Annotated in this window: 13 protein-coding genes; 11 read left to right on the forward strand and 2 right to left on the reverse strand. The window is 59.3% G+C overall.

Annotation, left to right across the window (positions count from 1 at the left end; genetic code table 11):
* Positions 1-129: 129 nt before the first annotated feature.
* From NH461_RS15330 to NH461_RS15340, 3 genes are all read left to right on the forward strand, one after another.
* Positions 130-765 carry a response regulator transcription factor gene (locus NH461_RS15330; protein WP_261601152.1) on the forward strand — a complete coding sequence of 212 codons (636 nt, stop codon included), beginning with the start codon at positions 130-132 and terminating at the stop codon, positions 763-765.
* A 217-nt stretch (positions 766-982) separates the two neighbouring features.
* Complete coding sequence (locus NH461_RS15335) at positions 983-1,249, forward strand: DUF4212 domain-containing protein (protein WP_261601153.1); 267 nt, start codon at positions 983-985, stop codon at positions 1,247-1,249.
* Between the two features lie 10 nt (positions 1,250-1,259).
* Positions 1,260-2,963 (forward strand): sodium:solute symporter family protein, encoded by a 1,704-nt coding sequence (locus NH461_RS15340; RefSeq protein WP_261601154.1) that lies wholly within the window; start codon positions 1,260-1,262, stop codon positions 2,961-2,963.
* Positions 2,964-3,019: 56 nt separating this feature from the next.
* Here the strand turns inward: NH461_RS15340 and NH461_RS15345 are convergent, their stop codons facing one another.
* Together NH461_RS15345 and NH461_RS15350 are read right to left on the reverse strand one after the other, a co-directional pair.
* Positions 3,020-6,499: a PAS domain-containing hybrid sensor histidine kinase/response regulator gene (locus NH461_RS15345; RefSeq protein ID WP_261601155.1), complete on the reverse strand. Its 3,480-nt coding sequence runs from the start codon at positions 6,497-6,499 to the stop codon at positions 3,020-3,022.
* Positions 6,500-6,741: 242 nt separating this feature from the next.
* A complete protein-coding gene (locus NH461_RS15350) occupies positions 6,742-7,908 on the reverse strand; it encodes a 3-phenylpropionate MFS transporter (protein WP_261601156.1) in 1,167 nt (388 codons plus the stop codon).
* Positions 7,909-8,222: 314 nt separating this feature from the next.
* On the opposite strand from NH461_RS15350, the gene NH461_RS15355 reads away from it, so the two are divergent.
* The 8 genes from NH461_RS15355 to panF all read left to right on the forward strand — a co-directional run bounded on the left by NH461_RS15355 (position 8,223) and on the right by panF (position 17,494).
* Positions 8,223-10,037 (forward strand): DUF294 nucleotidyltransferase-like domain-containing protein, encoded by a 1,815-nt coding sequence (locus tag NH461_RS15355; RefSeq protein ID WP_261601157.1) that lies wholly within the window; start codon positions 8,223-8,225, stop codon positions 10,035-10,037.
* A 46-nt stretch (positions 10,038-10,083) separates the two neighbouring features.
* Positions 10,084-10,707, forward strand: a complete 624-nt coding sequence (locus NH461_RS15360) for a 3'-5' exonuclease (protein WP_261601158.1) — start codon at positions 10,084-10,086, stop codon at positions 10,705-10,707.
* A 196-nt stretch (positions 10,708-10,903) separates the two neighbouring features.
* The gene (acs, locus tag NH461_RS15365) at positions 10,904-12,853 is read left to right on the forward strand and encodes an acetate--CoA ligase (RefSeq protein ID WP_261601159.1); all 1,950 of its coding nucleotides are present in this window, start codon (positions 10,904-10,906) and stop codon (positions 12,851-12,853) included.
* A 371-nt stretch (positions 12,854-13,224) separates the two neighbouring features.
* On the forward strand, positions 13,225-13,686 hold the full coding sequence (gene aroQ / locus NH461_RS15370; protein WP_261601160.1) for a type II 3-dehydroquinate dehydratase: 462 nt from the start codon (positions 13,225-13,227) through the stop codon (positions 13,684-13,686).
* 66 nt (positions 13,687-13,752) lie between these two features.
* Entirely contained in the window at positions 13,753-14,217 is a 465-nt protein-coding gene (gene accB / locus NH461_RS15375; protein WP_261601161.1) for an acetyl-CoA carboxylase biotin carboxyl carrier protein, read from the forward strand.
* Positions 14,218-14,229: 12 nt separating this feature from the next.
* Entirely contained in the window at positions 14,230-15,573 is a 1,344-nt protein-coding gene (accC, locus tag NH461_RS15380) for an acetyl-CoA carboxylase biotin carboxylase subunit (RefSeq protein ID WP_261601162.1), read from the forward strand.
* 186 nt (positions 15,574-15,759) lie between these two features.
* Positions 15,760-16,041: a YhdT family protein gene (locus NH461_RS15385; protein WP_261601163.1), complete on the forward strand. Its 282-nt coding sequence runs from the start codon at positions 15,760-15,762 to the stop codon at positions 16,039-16,041.
* A complete protein-coding gene (gene panF, locus NH461_RS15390; protein WP_261601164.1) occupies positions 16,034-17,494 on the forward strand; it encodes a sodium/pantothenate symporter in 1,461 nt (486 codons plus the stop codon). The genes NH461_RS15385 and panF overlap by 8 nt, the downstream gene beginning before the upstream one ends.
* The last annotated feature ends 131 nt before the right edge of the window (positions 17,495-17,625 follow it).

Here is a 17,625-nt window from a genome sequence, read left to right on the forward strand (position 1 = left end):
CCACCAGAGCTGCCGCCGATTACATCCTGTCTCGCCCGGAGCTGATCCAGCTCCGATCTTATGTGTTAACAAATTGATCTACACTATCAGCAGTGATAGCTTGATGAAAAACAATGAGAAACAACTGCCATGGACGCTCAGTACACGATTGTGATTGCCGATGATCACCCGCTGTTTCGCAATGCCCTGTTTCAGTCAGTGCACATGGCGATCAGTGGCGCTAACCTGCTGGAAGCAGATTCCCTCGATACCCTACTCGCCCTGCTCGACAAAGAGCCCGACGTCGACCTGATTTTGCTGGATTTGAAAATGCCCGGCGCCAACGGCATGTCCGGACTGATCCAGCTGCGCAGCCGCTACCCCGACCTGCCGATTGTGGTAATTTCCGCCAGCGAGGAAACCAGCGTGATCCGCCAGGTGCGCAGTCACGGCGCCTTCGGTTTCATTCCCAAATCCAGCGATATGCGGGCGTTGATCGGTGCGCTGAACCAGGTGCTGGACGGCGAGCCCTTCTTCCCTGAAGGACTGGGAGAAGAGGACGAAGAAACCAATGAGCTGGCCGAGCGGATCGCCACCCTGACCCCGCAGCAATATAAGGTGCTGTGCATGCTCTCGGACGGCTTGCTCAACAAGCAGATCGCCTATGAGCTCAATGTATCGGAAGCTACCATCAAGGCCCATATGACCGCGATCTTCCGCAAACTTGGGGTCAAGAACCGCACCCAGGCGGTGATCCTGCTGCAGCAAATGGATCTCACACCGTAAGCACGGATCATTTGGGATCCGCGCATTATACTTTCGGCTAAGCCACGGCCGCCGTCCTCCCCCCAATTCTTAGCCTTGTTCACAAAACCGCCGCATTTGGGGCGGTTTTGCCGTTTCCGGCTCGACTAAAGTTGCACAGCCTCCCCGCGCGATCGTTGCTATTGTCTGCATGTAACATTTCATTAACGCGATTTCAATGACGTGAAAGGAGATGACAATGGCGTTTGAATCCAAGGAGCAGGCGCAAGCCTATTGGAAAGAAAATCTCAGTACCATGGGCACCCTGCTGGCGATCTGGTTCCTGGTGTCGTACGGCGCCGGGGTGTTGTTTGTCGATGCCCTCAATGCCATCCACCTCGGTGGCTTCAAGCTGGGGTTCTGGTTTTCCCAGCAGGGCTCAATCTACACCTTTGTGGCCCTGATTTTTATTTATGTCGTCCGTATGAATGCGCTCGACCGTAAGTTTAACGTTCAAGAAGATTAAGAGGTGACTCATGGAAATCCAAACCTGGACGTTTATCTTAGTGGGCGTCACCTTTGCCCTGTATATCGGCATCGCCATCTGGGCCCGCGCCGGCTCCACCAGTGAATTCTACGTCGCCGGCGGCGGCGTGCACCCGGTTGCCAACGGGATGGCGACCGCAGCCGACTGGATGTCAGCAGCCTCCTTCATCTCCATGGCCGGGATCATCTCTTTCGTCGGCTACGACGGCGGGGTATACCTGATGGGCTGGACTGGTGGCTATGTGCTGCTGGCGCTGTGCCTGGCCCCTTACCTACGTAAATTCGGTCAGTTCACCGTGCCGGACTTCATCGGCGAGCGTTACTACTCGAAAACTGCCCGTATGGTAGCCGTCTTCTGTGCCATCTTCGTTTCCTTTACCTATGTGGCAGGCCAGATGCGTGGCGTGGGCGTGGTCTTTGCCCGCTTCCTGGAGGTTGACATCAATCTGGGGATCATCATCGGGATGGCCATCGTGTTCTTCTATGCGGTGCTGGGCGGCATGAAAGGGATCACCTACACCCAGGTGGCACAGTTCTGCGTGCTGATTTTCGCCTTCCTGGTGCCGGCGATCTTCACCTCCATCATGATAACCGGGAACCCGCTGCCGCAAATCGGCATGGGCTCAACCATTTCCGGCACTGAAACCTACCTGATGGATAAGCTGGACGGCCTGACCACGGAGCTCGGCTTTACTGCCTATACCGACGGCTCGAAGAGCATGGTCGATGTGTTCTTCATTACCGCGGCGCTGATGGTCGGGACCGCCGGTCTGCCACACGTCATCATCCGCTTCTTCACCGTACCGCGCGTGCGTGATGCTCGGATCTCTGCGGGCTGGGCCCTGCTGTTTATCTCGCTACTGTACACCACCGCCCCTGCCGTTGCCGCGTTTGCCCGCGTCAACATGATCGAGACCATCAACGGTCCGCAGAACCAGGGCGTCCTGGCTGAAGAAGCACCAAGCTGGGTGACCAACTGGGAAGCCACCGGCCTGGTGAAATGGGAAGATAAAAACGGCGACGGCCGGATGTTCTACTCCGGTGACGAGCGCAACGAAATGAACATCAACCGCGATATCATCGTGCTGGCAAGTCCTGAGCTGGCGAAACTGCCGAACTGGGTTGTGGCCCTGCTGGCTGCCGGTGGCCTGGCTGCCGCGCTGTCGACCGCTGCCGGTCTGCTGCTGGTGATCTCCACCTCGGTCTCTCACGACCTGCTCAAGAAAGGCTTTAAACCGAATATGACGGACAAACAGGAACTGCTCGCCGCCCGGATCGGTGCTGCGGCTGCCGTCATCGGTGCCGGTTACCTGGGGATCAACCCACCAGGTTTCGTGGCTCAGGTGGTCGCCTTTGCCTTCGGTCTGGCAGCGGCGTCCTTCTTCCCGGCCATTATCCTCGGGATCTTCTATAAGAAGATGAACAAGGAAGGTGCGATTGCCGGGATGCTGACCGGGATCCTGTTCACGGCCTCGTACATCGTGTACTTCAAGTTCATCAACCCGGCTGCCAGCACACCAGAAAACTGGTGGTTCGGCATCAGCCCGGAAGGGATTGGTACACTGGGGATGTGTCTGAACTTCGTGGTCTCGATTGTGGTGAACAAGTTCACCGCCGAAGTCCCGACCGAAGTTCAGGATATGGTGGAGTCCATTCGCTATCCGAAAGGGGCAGGTGCCGCGCACGATCACTAAGCGCAGCCCGAACCCAAACCTCAAAAAACGGAGCCTCGGCTCCGTTTTTTCATGCATCAACCCGTGTGCCCCGGCTCCTGGGCGATTTCGCGCCGATGCTGGTTCAGCAGCGCCCGCAGCTTGAGCGGCTTGACCGGTTTGCTGATAAAGCCAAAGCCGTGTCCCCGGATTGCCTGCTGGATTTCATCGGTGCGGTCGGCACTGATCACCACCCCCTTGAAGGTTTTTCCGAGACGCAGACAGCACTGGTGCAGCACCTGCAAGCCGGTTTGCTGATGGGTCAGGTGATAATCACTCAACACAAAGTCCGGCCGCCAACCGTCATCCAGCCGCTGCATCGCCTGCGACACCGTTTCGGCCAGACGCACTTCACAGCCCCAGCGCGACAACAGGCTATCCATCCCCAGCAAAATATCCGGCTCATTATCGACACACAGCACTTTCAGCCCGGCCAGCGGTGCCGACACCGGCGCGACCGGATCCGGGACAACCGGCTCGACCGCCACACCGCGCGCAACCCCCAGCTCAAACACCGTGCCCTGTCCCGGCCAGGATCGCATGGCCAGCGGATGGTCGAGCACCCGGCAAATCCCGCGGGCAATCGCCAATCCCAGACCCAGACCATGATCGACCCCGTTGCGTTCAATCCGGGTAAACTCTTCAAAGATATGGGCCTGCTTCTCCTCCGGGATCCCCGGGCCATTATCCCACACCTGAATTTGCAGCCGCTCCGCCGAGCGCCGGATCCCGAGCACCACCTTGCCGCCCGGATTGTAACGAAAAGCGTTGGTCAGGAAGTTCTGCAAGGCCCGGCGCAGCAGCTTGGGATCAGACACAATCACCGCCCGGCTATTGACCACTTCAAAGGTGAGCCCCTGCTCACGAGCCAGGGCGCTGAACTCGGCGCTGAGGGTATCGAGCACTTCACTGGCCGGGAACGCACGCACATTCACCTGCAACTTACCCGCCTCCAGCCGCGACACATCCAGCAGATCGCCAATCAGATCTTCCGCGCCCCCCAAAGCACTTTCGATATGCTGAGCCAGCTTCACCACCTCCGCCACCGCCTGCGGATCCTTGGCCACCTCGGTCAGGGAGGACGAAAACAACCGGGCCGCATTGAGCGGCTGCATCAAATCATGGCTGACCGCGGCCAGAAACCGGCTTTTGGAGCGGGCCTGCTGCTCTGCCTGCTGCGTCGCTGAAACCAGCTGGCGGTTGAGCAGTTCCAGTTCGCGGGTCCGCTGCCGCACCCGGGCTTCGAGGTTTTCGTTGGCTTCCTTCAGCGCCTCTTCCGCCAGGCGGAAATCGGTAATATCGGAAAAGCTCATCACAAAGCCCCCACCGGGCATCGGGTTGCCCTGCACTTCAATGACCTGACCATCGGGACGGATCCGCGACGAGGTATGGGCCGTGCCCCGTTTCAGGTGCTCGACCCGCTTGGCGACATGCCGCTCCGGATCGCCCGGGCCACACAGCCCCTGCTGAGCGTTATGACGGATCACATCGGCAATCGGCCGCCCGACCTGGATCAACCCCGGCGGAAACGAAAACAGCTCCAGATAACGCTGGTTCCAGGCCACCAGCCGCAGCTGTTTGTCGACCACCGCAATGCCCTGACTGATATGTTCAATCGCCCCCTGCAACAGTCCTCGGCTGAAATCAAACAGCTCCGACGCCTCATCGACAATCGTCGCCACCTCTTCCAACTGCATGTTGCGCCCCTGCAGGGCCGAGGTCAGCACCAGCCGCGCCGAGGAGGCGCCGAAGACCCCCGCCAGCACCCGCTCGGTATGGCGGATCAGCGTGGCCGGGGCCTGTTGCTGCGGCAGCAAGTCGGCGTGATGCTGCTCAGCGAACTGCGAGAAGGCATAACGCACCCGCTTGCGGCCGACAAAGCGCGCCGCCAGCATTTCCAGCTCGGCCACCGTCACCCGGGTCTGGTACAGGCTGGCATTCTCAGAGTCCGGCAACGGCGCACCGACGAAGGTCGCCGCCTGCAACCGCTCCGTCAGCGAGGTGCGGGTCAGCAGCGACACCGCGACATACAGCGCCAGGTTCACCAGCAGGCTCAGCAGCATGCCCCAGTCTACCGGGGCCAGCTGTTTCAGCACCGGCCATTGCGGCGGTGTCAGCAACCACAGCAACAGGTTGGTTTCCGCGCTGCCGGCCAGCATTTGAGTCTGGTTCATCATAGTGATCACCCAGAGCGCCAATCCACCGAGCATCCCGGCGTACACCCCTTTGCGGTTGCCTTCGCGCCAGTAAATCCCGCCGAGCAGCGCCGGCGCAAACTGGGCAATGGCGGCAAACGAAAGAAAGCCGATCGCCGACAGCGACTCAATCTCATCCAGCACTTGGTGGAAACCCCAGGCGGCTGTCAGCAGCAACAGGATCAGGGTCCGGCGCACATTGAGCAGCAGGCCGGAAAATTCGGCGAAATTGCGCCCGGAGATCCGCAGCCGCCGCAGCAGCAGCGGCAGCACCAAATCGTTAGACACCATGATGGTCAGGGCAATCGTCGAGACAATCACCATCCCGGTCGCCGCCGACGTCCCGCCGAGGAACGCCAGCAGGGCAATCTCGTCGGCGCCCTGCAACAACGGCAGGTTAATGACATAGGTGTCAGCCACCACCCCCGGCAGCAGGGCCTGGCCGGCCAGCGCCAGCGGCACCACGAACAGTCCCATCAACAGCAGGTAGCCCGGAAACACCCAGCGGGCCAGGTGCAAATCCTGTGCCCGGCTGTTTTCCACCACAATGGTGTGAAACTGGCGCGGCAGACAGATAATCGCCGCCATGGTCAGCAGCATATGGATCAGCAGGCTGCCGAAATCCGGGGTTACGGCGGGGGCATCGAGCGCCCCGGCCAGCGCCTCAACCGGCAGATCCGCCAGCAGACCGAGTGCAAACACCCCGACAATCAAAAATGCCACCAGCTTGACGATCGACTCAAACGCCACCGCCATCATCATGCCGCGGTGGTGCTCGGTGCTGTCGATATGACGGGTGCCGAACAGCACGGTGAACACCGCCAGCGCGGCAGTGACCATCCAGGCTATATCGCTGTCATCAACCCCGCTTTGCTGGCCGAGCGACGGTGCAATTTGCGCCAGCCCCATGGTGATCCCGCGCAGTTGCAGGGCGATATACGGCAGGATGCCGATCACCGCAATCAGGGTGACCACCACCGCCAGCCCCTGGGACTTGCCGTAACGGGCGGCAATAAAGTCGGCAATGGAGGTGATATGCTCGCGTTTGGCGATCAGCACCAGCCGGGCCAGGATCCGCCAGCCCACGGTGAACACCAGGATCGGCGCCAGATAAATCGGTAAAAACGACCAGATATTCTGGCTTGCCTGACCGACCGTGCCGTAAAAGGTCCAAGAGGTGCAGTAAACTGCAATTGAGAGGCTGTAAATCCACGGCCGCCATCCCGCCATCCACTGCGGTTTTTTATCGCCGTACCAGGCGATCAGAAACAACAATCCCAGGTAGGCCAGCGAAACCGGCACAACGATCCATCCCAGTGCCATGATACTTCCTGATTGTAAATAAGAGGTAAACGCATGGTAGCGGATCGATGCGGTTGCACTCAATCAGCATGATCACACTTCTATGGCGGGCGAGGTGCTGCGGGCAGCGGGAAAGTCGTGGCTGGCAGAGCGAAGTCGTGACAAGCAGAGGGTGGGCGTTGGCAGGCGGATGAACAAGCGGAGAGACTGCGCCGATCTGTATCGGCGCAGGATAAGTTTTGATGTCGTATGAAGTCGCGGGATCAGCTGCGGGCTTCGGCCACCTGGCGATCCGGCTGGGAGTCGATTTTCATCAGCAGGACCGGCGCCCCCATGGCCGCCATCAACCAGAACACGTTGGCTCCCCACAAACCGTACAGCCAACCGCTGAGCGCGGTCATCAGCGCCATAAACGCCCCCAGCGGCAAAGCGTTATACAGCGCCTGCAACGCTACCACCTGGTTGCTCCGGGCATGCTGGATATAGCGGATCGTCGCCAGGTGACACGCGGCAAACGTCACCCCGTGCAGTGCCTGAACTGCCACCAGCACCGGCAGCTCTGTCATGGTCGCGGTGATCCCCCAACGCAGCATGACGCCGACCGCCGCCAGGCGGAACATCGCGGCCACACTCCAGCCGGAGAATAAGTACTTACTGAAGGCAAACACCGCCACTTCCGCCACCACACTGAAGCTCCAGAGGTAACCAATCACATCTTCGCTGTGGCCGGCGCCCTTCCAGTAAATGGTACTGAAGCTGTAATAGGCGGCGTGGCTGCCCTGCAACAGAGCAATAATCACCAGAAATCGCACCACCTGGTGATCGGTCATCATCTGCATCAGTGCCGGGCGCGCCTGCGCCTGATCGCCCTCAGAGATCAGCGGCACCGTCGGCTGGCGCAGGGAGAACAACAGCGCAGCAACCATCCCGGCAACGGCCACCCAGGGGATCACCGACGCATCGTATCGGGCGGCCAGCATGCCGACCACGGTTGAGCCGGCGATAAACGCGATCGAGCCCCACAACCGGGTTCGACCATAGTCTAAATGGCCGTCTTTGGCGTAGTGGTTGGCGACCGCATCAGACAGCGGCATGATCGGACCGACCAGCAGGTTATAGGCAATTGTCACGATAGTTAGCGCCCACAAACTTCCACCACAGTAAATATACGCAATACAGCTGAGCAAGGTCGCCAGTGCCAGCCAGCGCAGCGCCGGGATCAGGTGCTCGGCCCGGTGAATGCGCGGCGTGATCACCAGGTTCGCCAGACAACGGACCGCAAACCCCAACCCGAGTAACAAGCCGATATTGGAAGCGCTGACCCCGAGATGGGCCAGCCACAAGGCCCAGAAAGGCAAATAAACGCCGTAATTAAAAAAGAAACCAATCAGGTATTGTGAGGTCCACCCGAACGGGCTGCTTCGCAACATGCCAAATCCTATATGCAGAATGAAGAATAATCAGCTGCTATTATGCCGAAGATCTTCTGCTCGCCCCAACGAAATTATCAGACAATTTATTTTCCCCTTTTCTTATCCCGCCAGCCCGCCGACCGCTATCACAACCGCAACCACAACAACCGGCAAAGATACGGAAGCCCCGCCGCCTGATGAGCGCCCACTCACCCAGCCCGGACCCTAGACTAAAGTCGTCTGGAGCTTACTGCCGTCCTGAACAACACTAGCTAGCATAAATGCCCAATCCCTTTTCTGTGCGCCATGCGCCCTTTGTGCGGAAGCCTGTTATGCCAGATAAATTCGATACCTCGTTGCCACCTTTTGACCGCCTCAGCGACAGCCAGCAACAGCGCTTGCGTGATGCCCTGGATGTTGCCTATTTCCGGGCCGGGGAGACCATTATCGAAGCCGACGAAGCCTGCCAGCAGCTCTACATTATTATCAAAGGCAGCGTGGAAGAGCGCTCAGCCGACGGCCAGGAGATTTTCGCCCATTACACGGCCGACGACTTGTTCGATGTCCGTGCCCAGCTCGATCTGCACAGTCGCCACCACTACCAGGCGCTGGAAGACACCTTGTGCTACCTGCTGCCGCGCACCCACTTTGTCGAGCTGTACCAGTCCAACCCGCAGTTTGCCGCCTATTTTGACGGCAACCTGGCCCAGCGCCAGCAACTGCTGGACGAGGCGCACCGGCAACAAAACCTGGCCGAATTTATCCTGACCAAGATCAGCGATGACAACATCCAACCCTGCCTGATTGTGCCGCACGAGACCGATCTCACCGCCGTCACCCAGGCCATGCGCGAGCACCGCATGGACGCCGCGCTGGTCAAACTCAATGCCACGCCGCAATACGGCATTGTCACCCGCACCAACCTGCTGCATGCCGTGCTGCTGGACGGCCTGCCGCCCTCAACGCCGGTCAGCCAGGTCGCCACAACCCCGGTGATCAGCGTGAACAAGGGGGATTTCCTGTTCAATGCCATGCTGGCCATGACCCGGCATAAAGTGAAGCGGGTGCAGGTGCTCGACGGCGACGCCGTGGCCGGGATGCTGGATCTCACCCAGGTGCTGAGCCTGTTCTCCACCCACTCCCATGTGCTGACCCTGCGCATTGCCCGGGCCGAGACCATTGATGAGCTGGCGCTGGCCGCCGGTAGTCAACACCGATTGGTGGAAACCCTGTTTAACAACGGCATCCACACCCTGTTCGTGATGGAGCTGATTGCCACCGTCAACGAGCAGATTATCGAGAAAGCCTTCCAGCTGGTGGTCCCGCCCGAGATGCACGACCATTGCTGCCTGATGGTGATGGGCTCGGAAGGACGCGGCGAGCAGATCCTCAAAACCGACCAGGACAATGCCCTGATCATCCAGGACGGGATCGACTGGCCGGGGTGCGCGCAGGTCATGGCCCAACTGACCCAGACCCTGCACCAACTGGGCTACCCGCTGTGTCCCGGCAAAGTCATGGTCAACAACCCCCTGTGGGTCAAGCACCAAAGTGAGTGGTTACATACCATCAGTGATTTTGCCCGGGCCGGCACCGAAAACACCATGATGTCCCTGGCCATTCTCGCCGACAGCCACGCGGTGGCCGGGAACCGGGCATTGCTGACCCCGTTGCAGGACCACCTCCACCAGCGGCTGGCCGATCAGGAATTGCTGCTGGCGACCTTCACCCGGCCGGCCCTGAAGTTCAGTGTGCCACTGACCCTGTTCGGCAAACTGAAAGCCGGCAAGGAAGGACTGGATATCAAGCGCGGCGGGATTTTTCCCATCGTCCATGGCATCCGGGCCCTAGCGCTGGAGCACGCCATCGCCGACAACAACACCTTTATCCGGATTGACCAACTGACCCACCGCCGGGTGCTGGAATCCGATACGGCCTCCAACCTGAGCGAGGCCCTCAAACTGTTTATCAAGCTGCGCCTGCGCCAGCAACTGAGCCAGCATCAGGATCCGCAGAGCCGGGGGCTGCAACAGCACCTGGATATCAGCGTGCTGAGCCGGGCCGAGCGGGATCTGCTGCGCCACAGCCTGCATGTGGTGAAGAAATTCAAAGAGTGGTTGGGTTACCACTATCAAATCCGGGATTAACCCGGTGTCGGTGGTCCGCCTGCGGACCGCCCGTTGAGGAGATGTGATGAATATGCTCAGCCGTTGGTGGTACCAACATAAATTCAAGGATACCCCGCACCAGGCGCTGTTCCAGCGCTACCAAGGGGATGAACTGGTGTCGCTCGACTGCGAAACCACCAGCCTGGATCCGCACAGTGCCGAGCTGGTGACGATTGCCGCGACCCGCATTAAAGCCAACCGGATCATGACCAGTCAGTCGATCCACCTGACCCTGCGCGCGCCGGGCAGCCTGGACGCCGACTCGGTCGCCGTGCATCGGATCCGCCACCAGGATTTGCAGGAAGGCATGGAGGAGCGCGAGGCGCTGCGCCAGTTGCTGGATTTCATCGGCAACCGGCCGCTGGTCGGTTACCACATCCGCTACGACAAGACGATCCTCGATCGCTACTACCGACGCCTGTTCGACTTTCCGCTCCCGAACAAAGTGGTGGAAGTGAGCCATCTCTACCACGAGCGCCTTGAACGACTGCTGCCCAATGCCTATTACGACCTCAGCCTGGAAGCCATCAGCCGCCACCTGGATCTGCCGGTGCCGGAGCGGCACGACGCCCTGCAAGACGCCATTACCGCCGCGCTGATCTATGTCCGGCTCAAGCACGGCGACATCCCCACCCTGCGCTCGGCCTGACGAGGCCGCCTGCCCGGTGCAAGCTTTTCACTGCAACGGCAATGTAACAGCCCATTGCCGTCCCTGAGGGGCCTCTCTCATCCTAAAGTCTAATTGTGACCGGCAGCGTTCTGTCGGAAGTTATATTCACACAAGACAGCATTACCCAGCATTATCCGGTCCGGTATGGACAGTGACGGAACACAAGGAGAAGAGAATGAGTGAGGTTCATGTGTATCCAGTAACCGAGGACATCGCAGCCAAAGCCCATATCAACGACGAGCAGTACCGCGAGATGTACCAGCAGTCGGTGATTAACCCAACCGGCTTCTGGCGCGAGCACGGTCAGATTGTTGACTGGATCAAACCTTTTACCCAGGTCAAGAACACCTCATTTGACACCGGCCACGTCAGTGTTAAATGGTTTGAGGACGGCACCCTGAATGTGTCAGCCAACTGTCTCGACCGTCACCTGGCCACCCGCGGCGATCAACCGGCCATCATCTGGGAAGGCGATGATCCGGCTGATGATGCCACCCTGACCTACAACGAGCTGCACGAACAAGTCTGTAAATTTGCCAACGCGCTGAAAAGCCAGGGCGTACGCAAAGGCGATGTCGTCTGCCTGTACATGCCGATGGTGGCTGAAGCTGCCGTCGCCATGCTGGCCTGTACCCGCATCGGCGCCGTCCACACCATCGTCTTCGGCGGATTCTCGCCGGAAGCCCTGGCCGGACGGATCATCGACTCCAATGCCAAAGTCGTCGTCACTGCCGATGAAGGCGTGCGCGGCGGCCGTGCCGTGCCGCTGAAGCAAAATGTCGACGCCGCGCTGGCCAACAGCGACGTCACCAGTATCGAAAAAGTCGTGGTGTTCAAGCGCACCGGCGGCGAGATTGTCTGGGATGACACCCGCGATGTCTGGTGGCATGAAGCCACAGCCGTGGCCTCAGCCCATTGCGAGCCGGAAGAGATGAACGCCGAAGATCCGCTGTTCATCCTCTACACCTCAGGCTCGACCGGGAAACCGAAAGGGGTCCTGCACACCACCGGCGGCTATCTGGTGTATGCCACCATGACCTTCAAATACGTGTTCGACTACCAGGAAGGCGACATCTACTGGTGTACCGCGGATGTGGGCTGGATCACCGGCCACAGCTATCTGGTCTACGGCCCGCTGGCGAACGGGGCCACCACCCTGCTGTTTGAAGGGGTGCCAAACTATCCGTCCACCAGCCGCATGAGCGAAGTGGTCGACAAACACCAGGTCAATATTCTCTATACCGCCCCGACCGCCATCCGCGCGCTGATGGCCAAAGGCAACGCTGCCATTGAAGGCACCCAACGGACTTCCCTGCGGATCATGGGCTCGGTCGGTGAGCCGATCAACCCGGAAGCCTGGGAATGGTACCACCGCACCATCGGCGACAGCCGCTGCCCGATTGTCGATACCTGGTGGCAAACCGAGACCGGCGGGATCCTGATCACCCCGCTGCCGGGGGCAACCGCCCTGAAACCGGGCTCAGCCACCCGTCCGTTCTTCGGCGTTCAGCCGGCACTGGTCGATAACATGGGCAACATTCTCGAAGGGGCCACCGAAGGCAATCTGGTGATGATTGACTCCTGGCCGGGACAAATGCGTACCCTGTGGGGCGATCACGAGCGCTTCGAGCAAACCTACTTTTCGACGTTCCAGGGCATGTACTTTACCGGAGACGGGGCCCGTCGCGATGAAGACGGCTACTACTGGATCACCGGTCGGGTCGATGACGTGCTGAACATTTCCGGCCACCGGATGGGCACCGCCGAAATCGAATCCGCGCTGGTGGCGTTCGATAAGATTGCCGAAGCCGCCATTGTCGGGGTCCCGCACGACATCAAGGGCCAGGCCATTTATGCCTATATCACCCTGAACAACGGTGAAGTGCCGACTGCCGAGCTGCACAAGGAAGTCAAAGACTGGGTCCGCAAGGAAATCGGCCCAATTGCCACCCCGGACTTCCTGCACTGGACCGACGCGCTACCGAAAACCCGCTCGGGCAAAATCATGCGCCGTATCCTGCGCAAGATCGCCACCGGCGACACGGCGACGCTGGGAGATACATCGACCTTGGCCGATCCGAGTGTGGTCGAGAAGTTGATTGCCGAGAAACAGAAAGTCCTGTGATCCGGCCCGGTAAAAAAACCGCCTGCGGGCGGTTTTTTTGATCGAGCCCTAAAACTCCCGCGCTTATCGCGAACCGATGCGATAAGCAAGCTACACTGAACAACATTGCCTTCAACGTGCGCCAAACCGCAAACCACCGCGGCCCCGAGCCTGTTTGGGCGTCATCTGGCCGCCATCCAGTCTTCAGCGTACAGATGTGCAGGTTAAAATGTGGTGATTAGACCAGTATTTTGCTGCGAATTGTGGTGAATTCTCTATAATTGCTCAGCAAGCGTGTTTTGGCAGCAACTGCGGGAAGAAAAATCAGCTGACTTGCGTTTTAATGCAACAACCTGACACATTCCCCTGATTACGAGTGAAATAGCCTCAAGATGTCGACAAATTACCGAATTTTATTACTCAATGGCCCCAACCTGAATCTGCTCGGGACCCGTGAACCGGGGATCTACGGTCAGCAAACGCTGGACGAGATCGTGGCCAACCTGTCTGCCAAAGCACATACACTGGGCGCGACCCTGGAACACCTTCAATCCAATGCCGAGCACGAGCTGATTGAAGCGATCCATCAGGCCCGAGACCGGGTGGATTTCATCCTGATCAACCCGGCAGCTTACACCCATACCAGCGTCGCCATTCGCGATGCCTTACTGGGGGTCAGCATCCCGTTTATTGAAGTGCACCTGTCCAATGTGCATGCCCGCGAGCCGTTCCGACACCATTCTTACTTGTCGGATCAAGCCGTTGGGGTGATCTGCGGACTGGGCACCGACGGTTATAAATTTGCACTGCAAGCGGCCGTTCGTCGCCTGCAGGCCATCGCCGACCTGAAATAACATTCGCCGTGGAGGCAGCCCGTTGTTGCCTTCCCATCGCTAAACGAACAAAACAGAGAAAGATAAATGGATATTCGTAAGATTAAAAAACTGATCGAACTGGTTGAAGAGTCTGGTATTTCTGAGCTGGAAATCTCTGAAGGTGAAGAGTCAGTACGCATCAGCCGTAACTCTACCGTTGTTGCTGCACCGGCACACGCCCAAATGTACGCACCTGCAGCACCTGTCGCGCCGGCACCAGCCGTTGCGATTGAAGCGCCTGAAGCGCAAGCGACCACCACGCCGTCAACGCCTGCCGGTCACTCTGTGCTGTCGCCAATGGTCGGGACTTTCTACCGCGCGCCAAGCCCGGATGCGAAACCATTTGTTGAAGTTGGCCAGAGCGTCAATGTCGGCGATACCCTGTGCATCGTTGAAGCGATGAAGATGATGAACCAGATCGAAGCTGACAAAGCCGGTACGGTTGTTGCGATCCTTGCAGAAGATGGCGACGCCATTGAGTTTGATCAGCCGCTCGTTATCATCGAGTAACCGGGGCGCGATATGTTAGATAAAATTGTTATCGCCAACCGAGGCGAAATTGCCCTGCGTATTTTGCGTGCCTGTAAAGAGCTGGGCATCAAAACCGTTGCCGTTCACTCCACCGCAGACCGCGATCTGAAGCACGTGCTGCTGGCAGATGAAGCGATCTGCATCGGTCCGGCACCAAGCAGCGAAAGTTACCTGAATATTCCGCGCATTATCAGTGCCGCGGAAATCACCGGCGCGGTTGCCATCCACCCGGGGTACGGTTTCCTGTCTGAGAACGCGGACTTTGCCGAGCAGGTTGAGCGCAGCGGCTTTATCTTTGTCGGCCCGAAAGCGGACACCATCCGCATGATGGGTGACAAAGTGTCTGCCATCACTTCGATGAAGAAAGCCGGCGTCCCGTGTGTACCGGGCTCTGACGGCCCGCTGGGCGACGATGAAGCCAAAAACAAAGCCTGTGCCAAGCGCATCGGCTACCCGGTGATCATCAAGGCGTCCGGTGGTGGCGGCGGTCGTGGGATGCGTGTCGTGCGCAGCGAAAGCGATCTGATCGAGTCCATTGCCATGACCCGTGCCGAAGCCAAAGCAGCCTTCAACAACGACGTCGTTTACATGGAAAAATTCCTGGAAAACCCACGTCACATTGAGGTTCAGGTACTGGCTGACGGTCAGGGCGGCGCGATCCATCTGGGTGAGCGTGATTGTTCCATGCAGCGTCGCCACCAGAAAGTGGTTGAAGAAGCACCGGCACCAGGCATCACCGAAGAGATGCGCAAGTACATCGGTGAGCGTTGTACCCGTGCGTGTATTGAAATCGGCTACCGCGGTGCCGGTACGTTCGAGTTCCTGTATGAAAACGGTGAGTTCTACTTCATTGAAATGAACACCCGAATTCAGGTTGAGCACCCAGTGACAGAAATGGTCACCGGCGTCGACCTGATCAAAGAGCAGCTGCGCATCGCAGCCGGCCAGCCGCTGTCGTTCACTCAGGATGACATCAAGCTGCGCGGCCATGCGATCGAGTGCCGGATCAACGCAGAAGATCCGGTCCGCTTCCTGCCATGCCCGGGCAAAATCACCCGTTTCCATTCGCCAGGCGGTATGGGCGTACGCTGGGAGTCCCACATCTATTCGGGCTACAGCGTGCCACCACACTACGATTCCATGATCGGCAAACTGATCACTTACGGTGAAAACCGTGATGTGGCCATTGCCCGCATGAAGAATGCCCTGAGCGAGATGATCATCGACGGGATCAAAACCAACGTCCCGCTGCAGCAGGACATCATGGCTGACGAAAACTTCCAGCACGGTGGCGCCAACATCCACTACCTGGAGAAGAAGCTGGGTATCCACTAAGCACCCTGCGCAATGACTGACGAAGGCTGCCTCCGGGCAGCCTTTTTCTTTCTCCTGCCCTCGCCGTTTCTAGCGCCGCTCCCCATCTTTTGCCACAATAGCCGCCTTGCTTTGGTACCGGCATTACTCACCCTTTTCGTTCAAACCGTTCGCGACTAATGCTGCTTAACGACTGGAGACTTCCGCATGAAGACACTCTCTGCTCGCTATCGCCAGGCCCATAAAGAAGCAAAATGGGCCCTGGGGTTAGCGCTCGCTTATTTTTTCTGGTGGTACGGCTCGGCATATGCCTTCGCCCCCGACCCGGTCCAGCACGCGCTCCCGGAGCTGTACTGGGGCTTGCCGCTCTGGTTCCTGCTGGCCTGTATTATCGGCCCGGTGATCTTTACCCTGCTGTGCGCCCTGATGGTGAAATACCTCTATCAGGACATGCCGCTGACGGTTGACGAGGATACGCCGGATGTCTAATTCCCTGTTGATCCCTCTAGTGCTGTACCTTGCCGCCGTGTTCGGTTTCGCCTGGTTCACCCGCCGCCACCAGCAACGCGGCAGCGGCTTTCTCAGCGAATACCTGGTCGGGGGCCGCAGCATGGGCGGGTTCGTCCTGGCGATGACGCTGGCCGCCACCTATGCCAGTGCCAGCTCATTTATCGGCGGGCCGGGCGCGGCGTACAAAATGGGCCTGGGCTGGGTGCTGCTGGCGATGATCCAGTTGCCGGCCGCCTGGCTGACGCTGGGAGTGCTGGGCAAGAAATTTGCCATCGAGGCCCGGCGCCACAACGCCCTGACACTCAACGACATGCTCTATGCCCGCTATCGCAACCGCGGCGTGGTGATCTTCGCCTCCCTGGCGCTGCTGCTGGCCTTCTTCGGCACCATGGTGGTGCAGTTCGTCGGCGGTGCCCGGTTGCTGCAAACCGTCACCGGCCTCTCTTATGAGCAGGGCCTGATGCTGTTCGCTGCCACCGTCGGCCTGTATACCACCATCGGCGGCTTCCGCGCGGTGGTGATGACCGACACGGTTCAGGGGATCATGATGATCATCGGCACGCTAGCGCTGCTCGGCGGGATCATCCATGCCGGGGGCAGCGTCGGAGAACTGATCACCGATCTGCATCGGATCGATCCGGATCTCATCACCCCGTTCGGCCCGGACAACTTTCTCTCCCAGCCGTTTATGCTGAGTTTCTGGGTGCTGGTATGCTTTGGCGTGATCGGTCTGCCTCATGCGGCCGTGCGCTGCATGTCGTACAAAGACAGCCGCTCGCTTCACCGCGGCATGGTGATCAGCACCGCGATGGTGGCTTTCCTGATGCTGGGCATGCATCTGGCCGGCGCCCTGGGCCGCGCCATTGTGCCGGATATCGCCAGCCCGGATCAGATCATGCCGACCCTGATGATGACAGTACTGCCGCCGGTGGTGGCCGGAATCTTCCTCGCCGGTCCGATGGCCGCGATCATGTCGACCATCGACTCGCAGCTGATCCAGGCCTCGGCAACCCTGCTCAAGGATCTTTACCTCAATTACATCAACCCAGCCGCTGCAAACGCCCCGGAGACCGAATCCCGACTGCCGAAGCTCTCGCTGTGGGTCACCGGCATTTTCTCGCTGCTGGTGTTCATTGCCGCCACCAACCCGCCGGAGATGATTATCTGGCTCAACCTGCTGGCCTTCGGCGGCATGCAGGCGGTCTTCCTCTGGCCGCTGGTACTGGGTCTGTACTGGAAAAAAGCCTCGGCTACCGGTGCCTTTGCCTCGATGATCACCGGCCTGGGCTGCTACATCGGCCTGTCGGTGTTCAAGCCGGATCTCGGCGGCCTACATGCCATCGTCCCGACGCTGGCCCTGGGCCTGATCAGCTTTGTCCTCGGCAGTCTGGCCAAACCGACCCTCGTCGCCAAGCCGCAGCCCCAGGCGTAACGCCCGCCCGTCAAACCCCACCCGATAGCACCTCCCGGTGCTATCTTTTTTTCAAGGCCAGCCCCGGCCGGCGCTGCCATGAATCAGGTGCGAGCTGCTGACTTTTTATGCTAGACTCCGCACCTTTGAAC

This window comes from Photobacterium sp. TY1-4 (assembly GCF_025398175.1).
GTDB lineage: Bacteria > Pseudomonadota > Gammaproteobacteria > Enterobacterales > Vibrionaceae > Photobacterium.

Bases quoted from the DNA above. Each gene is read 5' to 3' on its own strand.
- NH461_RS15350 (WP_261601156.1), bottom strand. From the start codon at position 7,908: ATGTTGCGAAGCAGCCCGTTCGGGTGGACCTCACAATACCTGATTGGT.
- NH461_RS15340 (WP_261601154.1), top strand. From the start codon at position 1,260: ATGGAAATCCAAACCTGGACGTTTATCTTAGTGGGCGTCACCTTTGCC.
- aroQ (WP_261601160.1), top strand. From the start codon at position 13,225: ATGTCGACAAATTACCGAATTTTATTACTCAATGGCCCCAACCTGAAT.
- NH461_RS15385 (WP_261601163.1), top strand. From the start codon at position 15,760: ATGAAGACACTCTCTGCTCGCTATCGCCAGGCCCATAAAGAAGCAAAA.
- NH461_RS15335 (WP_261601153.1), top strand. From the start codon at position 983: ATGGCGTTTGAATCCAAGGAGCAGGCGCAAGCCTATTGGAAAGAAAAT.
- accC (WP_261601162.1), top strand. From the start codon at position 14,230: ATGTTAGATAAAATTGTTATCGCCAACCGAGGCGAAATTGCCCTGCGT.
- NH461_RS15330 (WP_261601152.1), top strand. From the start codon at position 130: ATGGACGCTCAGTACACGATTGTGATTGCCGATGATCACCCGCTGTTT.
- NH461_RS15360 (WP_261601158.1), top strand. From the start codon at position 10,084: ATGAATATGCTCAGCCGTTGGTGGTACCAACATAAATTCAAGGATACC.
- NH461_RS15345 (WP_261601155.1), bottom strand. From the start codon at position 6,499: ATGGCACTGGGATGGATCGTTGTGCCGGTTTCGCTGGCCTACCTGGGA.
- accB (WP_261601161.1), top strand. From the start codon at position 13,753: ATGGATATTCGTAAGATTAAAAAACTGATCGAACTGGTTGAAGAGTCT.
- NH461_RS15355 (WP_261601157.1), top strand. From the start codon at position 8,223: ATGCCAGATAAATTCGATACCTCGTTGCCACCTTTTGACCGCCTCAGC.
- acs (WP_261601159.1), top strand. From the start codon at position 10,904: ATGAGTGAGGTTCATGTGTATCCAGTAACCGAGGACATCGCAGCCAAA.
- panF (WP_261601164.1), top strand. From the start codon at position 16,034: ATGTCTAATTCCCTGTTGATCCCTCTAGTGCTGTACCTTGCCGCCGTG.